This window comes from Streptomyces sp. NBC_01775 (assembly GCF_035917675.1).
GTDB lineage: Bacteria > Actinomycetota > Actinomycetes > Streptomycetales > Streptomycetaceae > Streptomyces.
On sequence record NZ_CP109104.1, the window covers coordinates 7,952,290 to 7,968,659 of the forward strand.

General features: G+C 71.4%; 14 protein-coding genes. 10 read left to right on the plus strand and 4 right to left on the minus strand.

Translation table 11 applies throughout. The features are described 5' to 3' along the window. Positions 1-58 precede the first annotated feature (58 nt). Entirely contained in the window at positions 59-1,339 is a 1,281-nt protein-coding gene (locus OHB04_RS35140; RefSeq protein WP_326809038.1) for an aminotransferase class I/II-fold pyridoxal phosphate-dependent enzyme, read from the minus strand. A gap of 361 nt (positions 1,340-1,700) precedes the next feature. On the opposite strand from OHB04_RS35140, the gene OHB04_RS35145 reads away from it, so the two are divergent. Beyond that, positions 1,701-2,249, plus strand: a complete 549-nt coding sequence (locus OHB04_RS35145) for a hypothetical protein (protein ID WP_326809039.1) — start codon at positions 1,701-1,703, stop codon at positions 2,247-2,249. 69 nt (positions 2,250-2,318) lie between these two features. On the opposite strand, the gene OHB04_RS35150 is transcribed toward OHB04_RS35145, so the two are convergent. Further along, positions 2,319-2,966: a dihydrofolate reductase family protein gene (locus OHB04_RS35150; RefSeq protein WP_326809040.1), complete on the minus strand. Its 648-nt coding sequence runs from the start codon at positions 2,964-2,966 to the stop codon at positions 2,319-2,321. 106 nt (positions 2,967-3,072) lie between these two features. On the opposite strand from OHB04_RS35150, the gene OHB04_RS35155 reads away from it, so the two are divergent. Continuing rightward, on the plus strand, positions 3,073-3,636 hold the full coding sequence (locus OHB04_RS35155; RefSeq protein WP_326691677.1) for a winged helix-turn-helix transcriptional regulator: 564 nt from the start codon (positions 3,073-3,075) through the stop codon (positions 3,634-3,636). 141 nt (positions 3,637-3,777) lie between these two features. On the opposite strand, the gene OHB04_RS35160 is transcribed toward OHB04_RS35155, so the two are convergent. After that, the gene (locus tag OHB04_RS35160; RefSeq protein WP_326691678.1) at positions 3,778-4,431 is read right to left on the minus strand and encodes a phosphoribosyltransferase; all 654 of its coding nucleotides are present in this window, start codon (positions 4,429-4,431) and stop codon (positions 3,778-3,780) included. A 441-nt stretch (positions 4,432-4,872) separates the two neighbouring features. On the opposite strand from OHB04_RS35160, the gene OHB04_RS35165 reads away from it, so the two are divergent. From OHB04_RS35165 to OHB04_RS35200, 8 genes are all read left to right on the plus strand, one after another. Next, the gene (locus OHB04_RS35165; protein ID WP_326691679.1) at positions 4,873-6,933 is read left to right on the plus strand and encodes a phosphocholine-specific phospholipase C; all 2,061 of its coding nucleotides are present in this window, start codon (positions 4,873-4,875) and stop codon (positions 6,931-6,933) included. 260 nt (positions 6,934-7,193) lie between these two features. Next, positions 7,194-8,015, plus strand: coding sequence for a slipin family protein (locus tag OHB04_RS35170; protein ID WP_326691680.1), 822 nt, complete (start codon positions 7,194-7,196; stop codon positions 8,013-8,015). A 200-nt stretch (positions 8,016-8,215) separates the two neighbouring features. Next, positions 8,216-10,834, plus strand: a complete 2,619-nt coding sequence (locus tag OHB04_RS35175) for an ATP-dependent Clp protease ATP-binding subunit (protein WP_326691681.1) — start codon at positions 8,216-8,218, stop codon at positions 10,832-10,834. A 169-nt stretch (positions 10,835-11,003) separates the two neighbouring features. After that, positions 11,004-12,224 (plus strand): cytochrome P450, encoded by a 1,221-nt coding sequence (locus OHB04_RS35180; RefSeq protein ID WP_326691682.1) that lies wholly within the window; start codon positions 11,004-11,006, stop codon positions 12,222-12,224. After that, positions 12,218-12,934, plus strand: a complete 717-nt coding sequence (locus OHB04_RS35185) for a TetR/AcrR family transcriptional regulator (RefSeq protein WP_326691683.1) — start codon at positions 12,218-12,220, stop codon at positions 12,932-12,934. Before OHB04_RS35180 ends, OHB04_RS35185 begins: the two co-directional genes overlap by 7 nt. Before the next feature lie 43 nt (positions 12,935-12,977). Next, positions 12,978-13,178 (plus strand): ferredoxin, encoded by a 201-nt coding sequence (locus OHB04_RS35190; RefSeq protein WP_326691684.1) that lies wholly within the window; start codon positions 12,978-12,980, stop codon positions 13,176-13,178. Next, positions 13,175-14,365, plus strand: coding sequence for an NAD(P)/FAD-dependent oxidoreductase (locus tag OHB04_RS35195; RefSeq protein WP_326691685.1), 1,191 nt, complete (start codon positions 13,175-13,177; stop codon positions 14,363-14,365). The genes OHB04_RS35190 and OHB04_RS35195 overlap by 4 nt, the downstream gene beginning before the upstream one ends. 74 nt (positions 14,366-14,439) lie before the next feature. Continuing rightward, positions 14,440-15,690, plus strand: a complete 1,251-nt coding sequence (locus OHB04_RS35200; protein WP_326691686.1) for a cytochrome P450 — start codon at positions 14,440-14,442, stop codon at positions 15,688-15,690. 51 nt (positions 15,691-15,741) lie between these two features. Here the strand turns inward: OHB04_RS35200 and OHB04_RS35205 are convergent, their stop codons facing one another. Beyond that, positions 15,742-16,197: a MarR family winged helix-turn-helix transcriptional regulator gene (locus tag OHB04_RS35205; RefSeq protein WP_326691687.1), complete on the minus strand. Its 456-nt coding sequence runs from the start codon at positions 16,195-16,197 to the stop codon at positions 15,742-15,744. Positions 16,198-16,370: the final 173 nt, after the last annotated feature.

The window sequence follows — 16,370 nt, forward strand, 5'->3', positions numbered from 1 at the left end:
GCACCCGGCCCGGGGCGCCCGTTCACCAGGCGGGGTCGGGGGCGGCGATTCGCCGCGCTCAGGCCACTGCCCGGGCCCGCTGTTCGTATCCCACGAGCCGGACGCAGACGGCGAGGCCGTGGATCGCCTGCTCCAGCTCGGCGAGGCTCGGGTAGGTGGGGGCGATGCGGATGACCGCGTCGCGCGGGTCGTCGGCGTAGGGGTGGGTGGCCCCGGCGGGGGTCAGCACGATGCCCGCCTCGGCGGCGCGGCGTACGACGTCCTCGGCGCAGCCGTCCGGCACCTCGAGGGTCACGAAGTAGCCGCCCTTGGGCGAGGTCCAGGTCGCGAGCCCGGTGCCGCCCAGCTCGGCGTCCAGGATCCGCGCCACCGTCTCGAACTTGGGCTGGAGCAGGGCGCGCTGGCGCTCCATGTGGGCCCGCACCCCGTCGGCGTCCCGCAGGAACAGCACGTGCCGCAGCTGATTGACCTTGTCGGGGCCGATCGAGCGCTTGACGTTGTTGCCGAGCAGCCACTGCACGTTCGCCGGTGACGAGCCGAAGAAGGCGACGCCGGCGCCCGCCGTGGTGATCTTCGAGGTGGAGCCGAACACGAAGACGCGGTCCGGGTTGCCCGCCTCGGCGCAGGCCGCGAGCAGGTCGGCGATCTCGACGGGCTCGTCGGTGAGGTGGTGGACGGCGTAGGCGTTGTCCCAGAAGATCCGGAAATCGGGCGCAGCGGTGCTCATCGCGGCGAGCCGGGCCACGGTCGCGTCGCTGTAGGAGACGCCGTCCGGGTTGCTGTACTTCGGTACGCACCAGATGCCCTTGACCGCCGGGTCCTCGGCGACGAGCCGCTCGACGGCGTCCATGTCCGGGCCCTCTGCGGTCATCGGCACCGGGATCATCTCGATCCCGAACCGCTCGCACAGCGCGAAGTGCCGGTCGTAGCCGGGCACCGGGCACAGGAACGCGATCCGCTCCTGGTCCACCCAGCGCGACCCGGCGCCCGGGAGCACGCTCAGGAGGGCATGCACCAGGCAGTCGTGCATCAGCTCAAGGCTGGAGTTCCCGGCCGCGAGCAGCTGCGCGGCCGGGACCTGGAGCAACCCGGCGAAGATCTCCCGCAGCTCCGGCAGGCCCTGGAGGCCGCCGTAGTTACGGACGTCCGTTCCGTCGGCGGATATGTGCCGCTCGCCGGGCAGGCTCAGCAGCTCCTCGGAGAGGTCGAGCTGCTCGGGCGCGGGCTTGCCACGGGTGAGGTTGAGCGAGAGCCCGCGCCCGGCGAGGTCCTGGTAGTCCTGACGGGCTCGCTCAAGGGGCCCGGCCAGGGCGTTGTCGGGGCTGAGCTCGGTGGTCATGGTGGTTCCTCTCCCGGTGCCGCGTCGTCGGAATGGCGCTGCCGAGAATACAAACCGGCATGGAGAGCTCCGCGCCGGTGCCCAAGGAGCGGCTGGGCCCGTCTCACCCTTCGAGGGCCGGGGCCATGTGGCCGAGGCCGGAGAGGAGCCGGGCGAGGGGCCACCCGGGGCCGGCGTCTGGAGCCCGCGGAGGGCGACGCCCCCCCCGGACCTGGCCTCGGCATGGCCGCACCTGCTCCGTCGGCTCGGACCCCGCGTATCCGAGCGCCCGGTCCCGGTATCCGCGTGCGCGGCCCGGTCCTCGCCGTCACACTGCGGGGACGTACCAGGTGAGGGACGCACCAGGCGGGGGAGGGTGACCATGGCGGAGATTCCCGGGGCTCGGGACCGGCTCCAGCGGGAGGCGGAGACCGTATGCGCGCATCTGCGCTCCTTGGCCGGACGGCTCACACCCGGCCAGGTGCCCGAATTCGCCGTACCCGGCGCCCCCTTCATGGACACCGGCACCGAGCCCACCACCTACCTCCATACGATCCGCCACCGCGTCCACGCCCGGGACACGCGGCCCCCGCGCAAGGTGTACAGCCCCGCGATCTTCGCCCGCGCGGCGAGACTTCTGACCGCCGACGGCCGGGAGACCGCACGGGAGGTCCCCCAGCCCCGCCTGCCGATCCGGGGTGTCGTCACCGGTGTCCGTGATGGCGCTCAGCTCTCGGTCTCCGTTTCGCGCCGACGGGACGAGGTGACGTACCAGGGCCGCACCCCCGCTCTGGCCCTGCACGAAGACGTGCCGCGCTGCCGCCCCGATCCTTCGGCGACTCCGGAGACGCTGCGGCCGGGACATGTGCTGTGCCCCGGCTGCGGAGGGGAGGGGCAGTGTGGGGAGGCGTCGTCGTCGGACGGGATCTGACGACCGGCAGTGCGTGGGAGCGGGCGGGGCCGAGGCGCCGGACGGTCAGCGCGCCAGAGGGCCGTGGCGCTACGGCCGCCTCGTGAAGGTCATGTGTGTGACGCCGCTGGGGGATGTCACGGACTCGACCTGAAAGCGCTCCTCGATGCCCTCCAGGCCGTCCCACAGCCGCTCGCCGCGGCCCAGGACGATCGGGACGACGGCGATGTGCATGTGGTCGACCAGGTCGGCGGCCAGGAACGCGCGCACCGTGGTCGGGCCGCCGCCGATGCGTACGTCCCGGCCGCCGGCGGCCTCCCGCGCCTGGCGCAGCGCCTCTTGCGGGGTGGCGTCGATGAAGTGGAACGTGGTGCCGCCCTCCATCTCGACGGAGGGGCGAGGGTGATGCGTCAGCACGAACACGGGCGTATGGAACACCGGGTTCGGGCCCCACCATCCCGTCCACTCGTGGTCCTCCCACGGGCCGCGCTGGGGGCCGAACTTGTTGCGCCCCATGATCTCCGCGCCGATGTGGTGGCCCCAGGTGAGGGCCAGGGCGTCGTCGACGCCGGTGCTGCCGCCGCTCTTCCCGTGCATCTCGTGGAAGCTCCGGGTCGCCATGAACCAGTCGAGGAGCCGGTGGCCCGCGTGGCCGAACGGTGACTCGTGGCTCTGTTCCTCACCGGTGCTGAAGCCGTCGAGCGACACGGCGAAGTTGTGGACCCGTACCAGGGACATCGTGACCTCCAGCCTCCCTCCGAGGAGAGAGTGATTGCATTTTGCCATCACTTGCGCGACTGAATGTAGGCTAGGTGATTGCGAAGTGCAATCACTAGGAGAAGGCATGCGGAACGAGGCGCGGTCGGGGTGTCCGATCAACGCGGCGGTGGAATCCCTCGGAGACCGGTGGAGCCTGATCGTCCTGCGTGACGTCGTCTTCGGCGGACGACGGCGCTTCCGCGACCTGCTCGTCAACTCCGAGGAGGGGATCGCGTCGAACATCCTCAGCAGCCGCCTCAAGTCCCTCGTCGCGGGCGGCCTCCTCACGAAGGAGGAAGCGGGGCGCGGCCGGCGGGCGACGTACAGCCTCACCGAGGCAGGTATACAGACGGTCCCCGTCATGGTCGCGCTCGCCTCCTGGGGGCTGCGGCACCGCGAGACGACCCCCGAGCTGAGCGTGCGCGCGCGGCTGCTCGAAGAGGGCGGCCCGCCCCTGTGGGCCGATCTCATGGACGAACTGCGCGAGGCGCACCTCGGGGTCCCCCGCCCCGCCCCCGACCGCCCCCGCGCCTCCGACCTGCTGCGCGAGGCCTACGAACGGGCCATGGAGGCGCGGTCGGAGGGAGCGGACGGAACGGAGGCGGTGGAGGGCGCGGACGAAGCGCGCGGCACGCCGTCGCGGGGGTGAGGGCCGCGCGTCCTCAGCCGTGTTCTCCACTCGTTCCAGGGACGGCGAGGAGCCTCCCGCTCGGGATGCCGGTACGTCGACCGGGCCCGCGGGGGCGCGGGCTCAAGGCGCGAGTGCAAGGCGTTGGTGCCAGGCGCGAATTCACGAGGAGCCGGGGCCGCCGTGGAGGGTTGCGATGACCTCGTCGTCCTCGACCTGTTCGAAATTCTCGTACCACTCGCCCACCGCGCGGAAGCCGGCCGGCTGGTGGAGGCACAGGAGGTCGTCGGCTTCCGCGCGCAGCCGGGCGACCGTGTCGGCGGCGGCGACGGGTACGGCCAGGACCAGCCGGGCGGGTTCCTGGCGGCGCAGGTGGCGCAGGGCGGCGCGGGCGGTCGCGCCGGTGGCCAGGCCGTCGTCGACGAGGATCACGGAGCGGTCTTTGACGGCGGGCGCGGGACGGCCTCGCCGGTAGCGCTCTTCGCGGCGGCGCAGTTCGGCGCGTTCGCGGCTCACGTCGGCGGCGAGCCGGTCCTCGCTCAGGCCCAGCACCTCCAGCGCCTGCTGGTCGAACAACGGCGGGTCCTCGCCGGCGATCGCGCCGATCCCGGCTTCCGGCCGGCCGGGCACCCCGATCTTCCGGACGACCAGCACGTCCAGGGGAGCGTGGAGGACCTGGGCGACCGGGACCGCCACGGGCACGCCACCGCGGGGCAGAGCCAGGACGAGCGGGTCGACGACGTCCGTTCGGGCGGCCCACTCCTCCAGTCGGGCGGCGAGATCCTGGCCGGCCTGCCGGCGGTCGCGGAAGCGCATGACCTGGTGCCTGACCTTTCGTCCGGTGAGGTGAGGTGAGGTGCGGTGCGGTGGGGCGCGGGGGTGAGGCCGGGGCCGGGCCGGGGCGACGGGAGCGCCGCTACCTGCCGGAACGCGCCCTGTCGGGGGATGTCCGCGCGCCTCCGCTCGTCCGGCAACCGCCAGGGTGCCATCCCCCGGCCCGGCGCCCCGGCCGACCGGGCACGCGCCGGGAGGGCGAGGCACTCGAACGGCCGCTCGCCTCCGGAGGCAGCCGCGTCTGAGGAGACCTGCGGAGTCCGAGGCCTGGTCCTGGAGTGAACGAGCAGACGGTGTGCGGGTCCTCCCTTCCCCGCCCGTTGCGAACTTGTTCATACAGGTGGCCTTCACTGGTCCGCGTTCTTCCTGGCAAACTGCGCTGACGTCGATGTTTCCGTACACACCTGCGAGGTCACCAGACTTATGCCAGAACTCAACCGTCGCCGGTTCCTCCAGATAGCCGGTGCGACCGCGGGCTTCTCCGCGCTGTCCAGCAGCATCCAGCGCGCCGCCGCGATCCCCGCCGCACGCCGCTCCGGCACCATCGAGGACGTCGAGCACATCGTCGTACTCATGCAGGAGAACCGGTCCTTCGACCACTACTTCGGTGCCCTCAAGGGCGTCCGAGGCTTCGGTGACCCGCGCCCGGCGTCGCCGACGGGGAAGAAGACGGTCTGGCAGCAGTCCGACGGCGGCAAGGACGTGCTGCCCTACCACCCCGACGCCGACAACCTGGGCATGCAGTTCATCGCGGGCCTCAACCACGACTGGGCGGGCGGGCACCAGGCGTGGCACGACGGGAAGTACGACCAGTGGATCCCGGCCAAGGGCACGGGCACGATGGCGTATCTGACCCGGGAGGACATCCCGTTCCACTACGCGCTCGCCGACACCTTCACCATCTGCGACGCCTACCACTGCTCGATGATCGGCGCGACCGACCCCAACCGCTACTACATGTGGTCGGGCTACGCAGGCAACGACGGCAAGGGCGGCGGCCCCGTCCTCGGCAACGAGGAAGCCGGATACGGCTGGACGACCTACCCCGAGCGGCTGGAGCAGGCCAACGTCTCCTGGAAGATCTACCAGGACATCGGCGACGGCCTGGACAAGGACGGCGGCTGGGGCTGGATCGAGGACGCCTACCGGGGCAACTACGGCGACAACTCGCTCCTCTGGTTCACCGAATACCAGCAGTCCAAGCCCGGCGACCCGCTCTACGACAAGGCCCGCACCGGCACCAACGCGAAACAGGGTGACGGTTTCTTCGACGTCCTCAAGGCCGACGTGAAGGCCGGCAAGCTCCCGCAGATCTCCTGGATCGCGGCCCCGGAGGCCTTCTCCGAGCACCCGAACTTCCCCGCCAACTACGGCGCCTGGTACATCTCCCAGGTCCTGGACGCCCTCACCTCCAACCCGGAGGTCTGGTCCAGGACCGCGCTGTTCATCACCTACGACGAGAACGACGGCTACTTCGACCACATCGTCCCGCCCTACCCCCCGGCCTCCGCGGCTCAGGGGCGTTCCACCCTCGACACCGAGTCCGACTACTACCGGGGCGGCGTGACCGGCTACGCGCCAGGCCCGTACGGCCTCGGCCAGCGTGTCCCCATGCTCGTCGTCTCCCCGTGGAGCACCGGCGGCTACGTGTGCTCGGAGCTGCTCGACCACACCTCCATCCTCCGCTTCATGGAGCGCCGCTTCGGTGTGCACGAGCCGAACGTCTCGCCCTGGCGGCGCGCCCTGTGCGGCGACCTGACCGCGGCGTTCGACTTCGGGCTCAAGGACACCGACCCGGCCTCGCTGCCGGACACCGACGCCTACGAGCCGCCGGACAAGGAGCGCCACGACAGCTACGTGCCCAAGCCACCGGCCAACCCGGTGCTGCCCAAGCAGGAGTCCGGGTCCCGCCCGACCCGCCCACTGCGGTACGCGCCGCTGGTGGACGGCGCGGCGAAGGTCTCCGAGGGGGAGTTCACCCTCACCTTCAGCGGCGGCCCGTCGGCGGGCGCGTTCTTCCTGGTCACCTCCGCGAACCGGAGCGACGGTCCGTGGACGTACACCACCGAGGCGGGCAAGGAGCTGTCCGACACCTGGAACACCGCCCACTCGGACGGCCGCTACGACCTGACGGCCCACGGCCCCAACGGCTTCCTGCGCACCTTCAAGGGTCAGGGCAGGACGGCGGGCCCGGAAGTGACGGCCCGCCATCTCAAGGCCGACGGCGACATCGAGCTGACCATGACGAACGCGGGCACCTCGGACTGCCGGCTGACGGTGACGAACGCGTACGGCGGAGCGAAGGAGACGTACAAGGTGCGCGCGGGCGCACGTGTGGTGCGGCGGGTGAGCCTGCGCGCCGGCAAGCGCTGGTACGACCTGTCGGTGACCTCCGACACCGAGGACTCCTGGTCGCGCCGCCTCGCCGGCCACGTGGAGACCGGCGCCCCGGGGGTCAGCGACCCGGCGACGCTGACGGCCTGACCGGAGGGCCGACCGGACGGCCCGACCGGACGGCGGAAGCCGCCTCCGGAAAGCCCGGAGCCGAATTGCCGAGTAGCCGAACAGCCGGGTAGCCGAACATTCCGATAGGGGGTCGCGTACTGGAGCCGAATACGAGCCCGCGGAGCTGTGTCCTCCGCGGGCTCGTTCATTGCCGACGCGTCGTAATGACCTCTTACTCGCGGCGCGGAGTACGGTGACGTCCGGTTCGGATCCACCGGAAATCAACCAGGGGCACACCCATGATTGTTCTGATTGTTGTCGTCGTGGTGATCGTCCTGCTGCTGGCACTCGCGCTGTCGGTTCGCGTCGTCAAGCAGTACGAGCGCGGTGTCATGCTGCGTCTGGGCCGGCTGCGCGGGTCGAGGTCGCCCGGATTGCGTTTCATCATTCCGGTCGTCGACGTGATGCACCGCGTTTCCCTGCGCATTGTCACCATGCCGATCCAGTCCCAGGGCATCATCACTCGGGACAACGTCAGCGTCGATGTCTCGGCGGTCGCGTACTTCCGGGTGGCCGACCCGGTGAAATCGGTCCTCGCGATCGCGGACGTCACCGCCGCGATCAACCAGATCGCCCAGACGACGCTGCGCAAGGTGGTCGGACAGCACCCTCTGGACGAAACGCTTTCCCAGACCGACACCATCAATATCGATATCCGCGAAAACCTCGACAGTGTCACATCCGAGTGGGGCGTCGAGGTCACGCTGGTGGAGCTGAAGGACATCCAGCTGCCGGAAAGCATGAAACGGGCCATGGCGCGGCAGGCCGAGGCCGAGCGGGAGAAGCGGGCGAAAATCATCAACGCGGAGGGCGAATCCCTCGCGGCGGCCTCGCTGGGGGAGGCGTCCGACACGATGATGGCTCATCCGCTGGCGTTGCAATTGCGCAACCTCCAGAGCCTGGTCGAGATCGCCGTGGACCAGAATTCCACGGTCGTCTTCCCCGCCCCTCTCATGAGCACGATCGGCGAACTCGGCTCTTTCCTCGCCCGCGAGACCGCGTCGGCGGCCCCCGCGGCGGCCCCGGCCGGAGCCCCGGCCGCCGAGGAACACCCCCACTGAGTCCCGCTCCCGTTCACCAGGGCTTCGGCCGGGCGCGGGGCGGCGTCCCGCCCCGCCGCCCGGCGGCTCAGCCGAGGAGCGCTGCCGATGCCCGCCGACGTGGGGTGTCGTACGGCCACACCTGGGAACCCCGCATCAGTAGTTACATACAGCCCATACAGCCTGGCCCGGTCAGGTCGGGTCAGCGGGACGGATCCTCCATGACCAGCGAGTACATGGGTCCCGGGGACCGGGACCCGTTCGGAGACTTCATCGCGCGCTTCCTCAGCGGCGGCGCCCAGCGCGGGGGCGGCGGACGGCGCGGCGACCCCCGCAACATCGACTTCCTCCGGCTGATGAGCGAGCCGGCCCGGCGCCTCGTCTCCGAGGCGGCCTCGTACGCGGCCGAGCACGGCAGCAGCGACCTGGAGACCGAACACCTGTTGCGCGCCGCGCTCTCCTCCGAGCCGACCCGCTCGATGGTGACGCGGGCCGGCGCCGACCCCGACACGCTCGCCGCCGAGATCGACCGCGAGGTGGGGGAGGGGAAGCCGCGCACGTCCATCTCCGTCAGCCCCGCCGTGAAACGGGCGCTGATGGAGGCGCGCGACATCGCCCGCTCGCGGGGCGCCTCCTACATCGGCAGCGAACACGTGCTCGTCGCGCTCGCCGCCAACCGGGACTCCATGGCCGGCCAGATCCTCGACGCCGCCCGCTTCGACCCCCGCTCCGCCGCCCCCGGCGGCGGACTCGGCGGCCCCGGCGGGCCCGGTGGCGGCTACGGCACGGGTCAGGGCGGGCCCGAGGCGCCGGTACGGGGCGGCCAGGCGGCGGGCCGCAGCAGCACACCCAACCTGGACAAGTACGGCCGCGACCTGACCGAGCTGGCCCGTGAGAGCCGTATCGACCCGGTCATCGGCCGTGACCGTCAGATCGAGCAGACCATCGAGATCCTCGCGCGGCGCGGCAAGAACAACCCCGTCCTGATCGGCGAGGCAGGCGTCGGCAAGACCGCCATCGTGGAAGGTCTGGCCCAGCGCATCGCCGAAGGGGACGTCCCCGACAACCTGCTCGGCCGACGCGTCGTCCAGCTCGACTTCGGCAGCGTCGTCGCCGGGACCCGCTACCGGGGCGACTTCGAGGAGCGGCTCACCAGCATCATCAACGAGGTCCGCGCCCGCACCGAGGAGCTGATCGTCTTCATCGACGAGCTGCACACGGTCGTCGGAGCGGGCGGGGGCGGCGAGAGCGGCTCGATGGACGCCGGCAACATGCTCAAGCCGCCGCTCTCCCGCGGCGAGCTGCACGTCATCGGCGCCACCACGCTGGACGAGCACCGCCGGCACATCGAGAAGGACGCGGCGCTCGCCCGCCGTTTCCAGCCCGTGCTCGTCCCCGAGCCCACCGTCGCGGACGCCGTGGAGATCCTGCGCGGCCTGCGCGACCGCTACGAGGCCCACCACCAGGTCCGCTACACCGAAGAGGCCCTGGTCGCGGCCGTCGAGCTGGCCGACCGCTATCTGACCGGGCGCTATCTCCCGGACAAGTCCATCGACCTGCTGGACCAGGCCGGCGCCCGCGTGCGGCTGCGCACGGCCACCCGTGGCACGGACATCCGCGCGCTGGAGCGCGAGGCCGAGCAGGTGCGCCGCGACAAGGACCAGGCCGTGGCCGCCGAGGACTACGAGCGCGCCCAGCAGCTGCGTGACCGGCTCACCGAGCTGGAGGAGGCCATCGGCCGGGACGGGCGCGAGGAGGAGAGCCGGTCGGCGCACCGGATCGCCGAGGTGACGGTCGAGGACATCGCCGACATCATCTCCGAGCAGACCGGTATCCCCGTCAGCAACCTCACCCAGGAGGAGAAGGACCGGCTGCTGGGGCTGGAGGGGCAGCTGCGGCAGCGGGTCATCGGCCAGGACGAGGCCGTCACCGCGGTCGCGGACGCCGTGCTGCGCTCGCGCGCGGGCCTCTCCAGCCCGGACCGGCCCATCGGCAGCTTCCTGTTCCTCGGCCCGACCGGCGTCGGCAAGACGGAGCTGGCCCGGGCCCTGGCCGAGGCCCTGTTCGGTACCGACGACCGGATGGTGCGGCTCGACATGAGCGAGTACCAGGAGCGGCACACCGTCAGCCGCCTCGTCGGCGCCCCGCCCGGATACGTGGGACACGACGAGGCCGGGCAGCTCACCGAGACGGTGCGGCGCAACCCGTACTCGCTGCTGCTGCTTGACGAGGTGGAGAAGGCACACGCCGACGTCTTCAACATCCTGTTGCAGGTCCTCGAAGACGGACGGCTGACGGACTCGCAGGGCCGTACGGTCGACTTCACCAACACCGTCATCGTCATGACCAGCAACCTCGGCTCCGAGGCCATCACCGGGCGCGGCGCGGTGGTCGGCTTCGGCGGTGGCGAGGGGACCGACGAAGAGGCCCGGCGCGAGCGGGTGCTGCGTCCGCTGCGTGAGCACTTCCGGCCCGAATTCCTCAACCGGATCGACGAGATCGTCATCTTCAGCCGGCTCGACGACGAGCAGCTGCGGCAGATCACCGACATGCTGCTGGAGGAGACCCGCCGCCGGGTGCACGCCCAGGACCTGGCGATCGACTTCACCCCCGAGGCCGTCGACTGGCTCGCCCACCAGGGATACCAGCCCGAGTACGGAGCCCGCCCCCTGCGCCGCACGATCCAGCGCGAGGTCGACAACCGCCTCTCCCGCATGCTGCTGGGCGGCGAACTCGAACCGCACACCCGGCTGATGGTCGACGTGGCCGACGGAAAGCTGGAGTTCCGCACCGAGGCGGGTGACGACGGGCGGCCCGTGGCCGGCGCGGACGGTCCGTGAGGGCGCGCGCCCAGGGACGGCGTGCGGCCCGGGGTGGCGTGCGGCCCGGGGGCGGCGGGCGGTCCGGCAGACGGGGCGTGCGGGATTTAATTCAGTCGATTGACTTATAACGGAATCGCGGCTTCACTGTCGGGAGACGGCACGACCGACGAAGCCGAGGAGGCCGCGAGTGACCGATGTCCGAGGCACGGAGCCTGTGAGCTATCCGATCGCGGCCCCCGTACCGCTGGAGCCGCCTCGGGAGTGGGCGGAGCTGCGGGAGAAGTGCCCGGTGGCGCGGGTGACGCTGCCGAGCGGTGACGAGGCCGCGCTGCTGACCCGGTACGAGGATGTGAAGCTCGCCCTCTCCGATCCGCGCCTCAGCCGCGAGGGGCTGGCCTCGCCGGACGCGGCCCGGGTCGCCGCCGGTGACTCGGAGGGCATCTTCAGCAGCCCGATGGCGAGGACGCTCAACGCCGAGGGCCACGAGCGCTGGCGCCGCATGGTCGGAAAGTGGTTCACGGCCAAGCGGATGACGTCGCTCCGGCCGAAGATGGAGGAGATGGCCGACCGCCTGGTCGACGCGATGCTGGACCACGGGCAGCCCGCTGACCTGGTGCCGCACCTGGCGTTCCCGCTGCCGGTCTACGTGATCTGCACGATGCTCGGAGTGCCCGAGAGCGACCAGGACAAGTTCAAGAGCTGGTCCGACACGTTCTTGAACACGACCCGCTACACGCGGGCCGAGACCGAGGCCGCGCACCAGGAGTTCGGCGAGTACATGGCGGGCTTGATCGCGGCCAGGCGTGCGGAACCGGGGGAGGACCTCCTCACCCTCCTCATGGACGGCGCCGACGCCGAGGGCAGGCCGATGTCCGAGGCCGGGCTGGCGGCCACCGGGCAGGCACTGCTGCTCGCGGGGCATGAGACCACCGCCGGTTTCATCGCGATGATGACGGCGCACCTGCTGTCCGACCGCCGGCGCTGGGAGCGGCTGCTGGCCGACCGGGCGCTGATCCGCACGGCCGTGGAGGAGGTGCTGCGGTTCGACCCGAACGGTGGCGGCTTCGGCATGCTCCGCTACGTCCACGAGGACACGGAGCTCTCCGGCGGCGTGGTGCCCAGCGGCACCACCGTGGTGTGCAGCATGGCCGCGGCCAACCGTGACGAGAGCGCGTGGGAGGCCGCGGACGACATGGATCTGAGCCGGAGCCCCAACCCGCACCTCGCCTTCGGTGCCGGCCCGCACTCCTGCCTCGGCCAGCCGCTGGCCCGCACCGAGTTGCAGGCCGTGCTCGCCGTGCTGCTGCGCCGGCTGCCCACCCTCGCCCTCGCCGTGGACGCGGAAGAGCTGCGCCGTCACGAAGGGCTGCTCACCACCCCGCTGCGGGAACTTCCGGTGACATGGTGAGCGGCGGAAAGGCGGCCCGGGCCGGCCGGGGCAGCGGGACCCGCGAGGCGATCATGGCCGCAGCCGAGCGGCTCTTCGCCGAGCACGGACTCGCGGCGGTCTCGAACCGCCAGATCGGCGAGGCGGCCGGGCAGGGCAACGTCACCGCCGTCAGCTACCACTTCGGCAGCAGGGCGGGCCTGGTGCGCGCGATGACGAACAAGCACGGTGAGCGCATCGACCGGATCAGGGAGCGGTACCTGAAAGAGGTCAGCGGCAGCCGTGACATCCGGGACTGGGTCGGCTGCCTGGTCCGTCCCGTATCGGAATACCAGGCGTCGCTCGGCGTCCCGTCCTGGCACGCCCGCTTCTCGGCGCAGGTCATGACCGATCCCATGCAGCGCGCGATCATCACCGACGAGTCGCTCGTCAGAACGCATCTCCGGGAGATCCTCGACGGCCTCGGCCGGTGCCTCGAAGCGCTGCCGCAGCAGGTGCGGGCCGAGCGCGGGGCGATGGCCCGCCATCTGATCACCCACACCTTCGCGGAACACGAGCAGGCCCTGGCCGAGGGCACCAGGCTGCTGCACTCCTCGTGGGAGCACGCCGCCGACGCCCTGACCGACGCGCTGGTGGGGCTGCTCACCGCGCCGGTCACCACACCGGTCGACGCCCGCACCGATTCGCCCACCGATTCCCGCACCGACGTCCCCTTCGACGTCCCCCACTGACGTCTCGCGATGACGTCCCCCACCGAATGGAGACAAGCGCACCATGAAGATCACCGTGGATGAAGAGAAGTGCTGCGGTGCCGGGCAGTGCGTGCTGATCGCGCCGGAGGTCTTCGACCAGCGCGACGACGACGGCATAGTCGTCCTGCTCGACGCCACACCTCCCGAGGAGCAGCACGCCGCCGTCCGTGAGTCCGCCAGCGTGTGCCCGGCCGCCGCCATCCAGGTCGGCGAGGGCTCGTGAGCGTTCCCCGAAGCGTGCTGGTGGTCGGCGCTTCCGCCGCCGGCCTCGGCACCGCGGAAGCCCTGCGCCGGAAGGGCTATCAGGGCCGGCTGACGGTGCTGGGCGCCGAGACCCACCTGCCGTACGACCGGCCGCCGCTGTCCAAGCAGGTGCTCTCCGGCGCCTGGGAGCCCGACCGCACACCTCTGCGCACCCAGGAGAGGCTGGACACCCTGGACGCGGAATTCCTGCTCGGTGACGCGGCCGTTTCCCTCGACGCGGCGGCCCGCACCGTGCGCACCGCCGCCGGACGCAGCCTCGGCGCCGACGCGATCGTCGTCGCGACGGGGCTGCGCCCGCGCACGCTTCCCGGCCAGGAGGAGCTGCGCGGCGTGCATGTGCTGCGCACGCTGGATGACGCGGTGGCGCTGCGGAGCGCCCTGGCGGACGCCTCGCGGGTCGTCGTGGTCGGGGACGGCGTGCTGGGGGCCGAGATCGCCGCCACGGCCCGGCAGACGGGCCCCTCCGTCACGCTGGTCGGCCCCCAACCCGCGCCGATGTCCGGCCAGTTGGGGCCCTGGCCCGCCGGGCTGCTGGCCGAGCTGCACGCCGAGCACGGGGTCCGCCTCGTACCCGGCACGGCGGTCGCCGGGCTGACCTCGCACCGGGGGCGGGTCACCGGTGTGCGGCTGCCGAGCGGTGAGGCCCTGCCCGCCGACCTGGTGGTGGTCGCGATCGGGAGCGCGCCGGCGACCGAATGGCTGGCCGGAAGCGGCCTGGAGGTGGCGGACGGCGTGGTGTGTGACGCGTACTGCCGCGCGGCGCCCGGCGTCTACGCCGCCGGGGACGTGGCCCGCTGGCACCACGGCACCCTGGGCATGTCGCTGCGCCTGGAGAACCGCACGAACGCGATCGAGCAGCCGTCGGCCGTCGCCTCCGTCCTCCTCGGCGAGGACCGGCCCTACACGCCCGTCCCGTACTTCTGGACGGACCAGTTCGCCGCGAAGATCCAGGTCCACGGGACACCGACGCCGGATGCCGAGGTGACCGTCGTGGAGGGCACCGAGCAGGACCGCAGGTTCGTCGCCGTCTTCTCCCAGGCGGGCCGGACCACGGCCGTCCTCGGCTGGAACATGCCCAAGCAGACCCGACTGCACCGACAGGCTCTCGTCGACGCAAGCACGCGCCGGCCCGTGCCGAGCCCGTAGCGGCAGTGCGGAGGAGCGCCCCCGACGCGCGCCTCCTGAACGACCCTCTCCCCTCCGACCACCGGAGTACGAACATGTCCACTGTGCCCGCGACCGGCGCCTCCTCGGCCGGAATCCCCGACTTCCCCTCACCGCGCTCATCGGCCTGCCCCTTCGACCCGTCGCCCCAGCTGCGTGAACTGGCGCTGCCCGGCCCGCTGACCAGGGTCCGGTCCTGGGGCGGCAGCACCCCCTGGGCTGTTACCGGGCACGCCGAGCAGAAGGTCCTCCTCTCCGACCCCCGGCTCAGCGCCGACTTCTCCCACCCCGGCTTCCCGAGTCCGGTGGACCCCCAGCACACAGGGGGAGGGTCGAGCGACATGAGCTTCGTCGGGATGGACGACCCGGAGCACGCCCGGCTGCGCCGTATGGTCAGCGGTGCTTTCACCGTCAAGCGGGTGGAGGCGCTGCGGCCCGTCGTGCAGGAGATGGTGGACGGTTTCATCGACCGGATGCTGGCCGGACCGAAGCCCGCCGACCTGGTTCAGGCGCTGGCTCTGCCCGTTCCCTCTCTGGTGATCTCCGAACTGCTCGGCGTGCCCTACGAGGACCACGACTTCTTCCAGACCAACAGCAAGGACATCGTCTCCGCCGTCGCGAGCCCCGAGACGCGGCGGACCGCCCACGCCAACCTCGCCGAATACCTCGACGAGTTGGTCGGCCGCAAGCTCGCCGAGCCCGGCGACGACCTGCTCTCCCGGCTCGCCGAGCGGATCAGGGACGGGGAGCTGACGCGCCGTGAGGCCGCCACGATGGGCGTGCTGTTGCTGCTCGGCGGCCACGAGACCACGGCGAACATGATCACCCTGGGCACGATGCTCCTGCTCCAGCACCCGGACGAGCTCGCCCGCGTCCGCGAGGCCGGCGACCCCGGGACCGGCGACCCCCAAGTGATCGTCTCCGCCGTGGAGGAGCTGCTGCGCTACCTCTCCATAGTCCACCTCGGGCGCCGCAGGACGGCGCTGGAGGACATCGAGATCGCCGGCCGGACCATCCGCGCGGGGGAGGGCGTGATCCTGCTCGGCGAACTGGCCAACCGCGACCCCGCCGTCTTCCCCGCTCCGGACCGGCTGGATCTCACCCGGGACGCCCGCCTGCACCAGGCGTTCGGCGCCGGCACCCACCACTGCGTCGGGCAGCCGCTGGCCCGGATGGAGCTCCAGGTGGTCTATCCCACCCTCTTCCGCCGCATCCCGACGCTGCGCGTCGCGGCGGAACTGGAGGAGATCCCCTTCAAGTACGACTCGGTCGTCTACGGCGTCTACGAACTACCCGTCACCTGGTAGGGGTTCACCACCTGCCGGGCGCTCGCCTGACCCGGTGGCGGTTCCGCCGGGTCAGGGGCGCGGCCAGGGGCGTCCGCCGAGGCGCTCGATGTCGGTGTTGAAGCGCCTCAAGTAGGAGGCGAAGTCCGCGATCTCGTCGTCCGACCAGCTCTCCATGACCTGGTCCAGGGACTGGACGATGCCCTCGCGTTCTTCGTCGAGCATGCGTACGCCGTCGTCGGTGATGCGGAACTTGCGGGCCATGCCCCCCTCGGGGTCGGGGATGCGTTCCAGGAGCCCGGCGCGCATCGCGGCTGCGGTCTGCCGGTTGAGGGTGGAGGCGTCGAGCCCGAAGGCATCGCTCAACTCGCCGATCGACATGGGCCCCTGAACGCGGATGCGGCTGAGGAGGATGTAGGCGCTGCGCTCCAGTACACCGTCCTTGCGGCGTCCGCCTCTCTGGTTCAAGAACGTGTGACGGCTGAGCAGCATCTGCTCGTACTCGACCTCGTGCGTCGGCCTGATCATGCGTCCCGCCGCCTCCTGCTTCCTGTTCTGCCGCGACCGTTCCACGATGGCCGCGCCCCACGATGGCCCCTCTCGTGCCCATCCTCTCATGCAATGTGTATGGGCCATGAGACATGCTAGATACATATGAAGTGTAGAATGCATATCGTTGCCGTGAAACACACTCAAGGAGT